Origin of the sequence: Streptomyces mutomycini (assembly GCF_001700505.1) — a bacterium.
Taxonomy (GTDB): Bacteria; Actinomycetota; Actinomycetes; order Streptomycetales; family Streptomycetaceae; genus Streptomyces; species Streptomyces mutomycini.
The window spans coordinates 1-1,789 of sequence record NZ_MAPV01000334.1; the positions used below are offsets into that span (position 1 = coordinate 1).

The following is a 1,789-nucleotide window of genomic DNA, read 5'->3' on the forward strand; positions in this document are numbered from 1 at the left end:
GCCCCCGGCCGTCCGCCCCGCCGGGGGCCTGCCCCTCAGTCGTCCGCCCCGCCCGTCAGCCGGGCCAGGTCGACCGCGGAGGCGACCCGCACCGCCACACTCTCGGCGTACGACACGTCGGGCCGTTCGAACGCGCCGCGGTTCGCCGCGCGCAGGAACGTCACCACCCCCAGCGTCCGCCCCCGGCTCCGCAGCACCGCGCACAGGGCGTGCACCGCGTCGCCCGGCCACTGGTGCTCCACCGCCCACGCGGCACCCGCACCCGCGGGAGCCGCGGCACGTACGGAGCCCGTGCGCTCCACCGCCTGGAGGGCCGGATGCCCCGGCGCGTACCGCACCGGGAGCGGGCCGCCGGTGACCGGCAGGCAGGGCCCGGGCGCGTCGGACGGCGTGGCAGCGGCCCGTACGAGCCGCTCCCCCGCCGCCAGGTCCACCAGGAGATCGAGCACCACGTGGTCGGCGAACCCCGCCAGGGCGTAGTCCAGTGACGTGGTCGCCGCCTCCATCGGGTCCTCGCACTCCGCAGCCTGGCGGGCCGCCCGGTACGACTGGTTCGCGCGGAAGCGCACCCGGTCGGCGTCCTTCTCCGCGAGCTTCGCGGCCGTGATGTCCCTGAACAGCCAGCCGACCCCCAGCGGCACCGGCTCCTCCGCCAGCGGCGACGCCAGGCGCAGGAACCCGCTGCGCCAGCAGCGCCGCCGGTCGCCCTCGGAGGTCCGCAGGGTCACCCACAGCTCGGCCGGAGCTGATGGCGGGCCCTCCGCGAGGACATGCTGCAGCGCACCCTCCAGGTCCTCGACGCCCTGCACGATCAGCTCGCCCAGCGGGCGTCCCAGCAGCGCGGTGTGCTTGCCGCCCAGTGCCCGGGCCGCGTAGGCGTTGGCCACGGTCGGGCGCAGGTCGACGTCGACGAGGACCACGCCCCAGGACGCGTCCTCGAACAGGGCCTCGCTCAGCGCGATGGACCGCTCCAGATCGATCTGTGCGTGCACCTCGCTGAACGCGCAGTAGACCCCGGCGGGCTTGCCGTCCTCGCCGCGCACACCCGACGACTGGGTCCGCACGAGGACGCGCCCGCCGTCCTTGCGCAGCAGGGCGAACTCGTGGACCTGCCGCCCGGGCGCGTCCATGACCGCCAGCAGCCGGCCCTGTACGTCCTCCGCGTCCGCGCTCCGCACGGCCCACCCCGCGAAGCCGCGCCGCCCGACGGCCTCCGCGGCGGTCCAGCCGAGGACGCGTTCGGCCTCGCGGTTCCAGTGGGTGATGGTGCCGTGCGCGTCGAACGCGCAGAGCGCGGCGTCCATGCCGTCCAGCAGCGCGGCGAGGAGCCTGGACCCCGGAACGGCCGCCGCCGACGGCTCCCGTCCGGGGTCTTCGTCGGGCCCGAGCGCGTCGGTGGTCCCGGTGCTCCTGGACGCACTCACTCCGTACCTCCCGCAGGACGTATTCCGCTTCGCGTTCCGCATTACCGCACGTCAGACCATTGAACTCGAACGTGAGCCACCGCACAGCCACTTCCAGGAAATCCGGGGTACACCGATGGCCCGTTAATCCGCTTGTGCGGCCGAGGGGGAGGTTCCTACGCTGTGGGTACACGCGAAAGGAGGTGTTCCGGAAGTGATTTCTTCTCGGACTCGTGAGGTGACCGCGGGCTGACGCCCGTCGTCGCGCTCTTTGCAGTGCAGGCCGGTCGCCGGCCAATCCCAAGCAGTCACCGACCCGCAGGCTCTGGTCCCTCCTTGCGGAGGAGCCGGCCGGACTTACCGGCGAGCCTGCGGGTCGGTGACTG

1 protein-coding gene is annotated in these 1,789 nt (G+C 74.0%); it reads right to left on the minus strand.

All coding sequences use genetic code 11. From position 1 onward, the window contains the following. Positions 1-35: 35 nt before the first annotated feature. Entirely contained in the window at positions 36-1,424 is a 1,389-nt protein-coding gene (locus BFF76_RS30270; protein ID WP_053930575.1) for a PAS domain-containing protein, read from the minus strand. Positions 1,425-1,789: the final 365 nt, after the last annotated feature.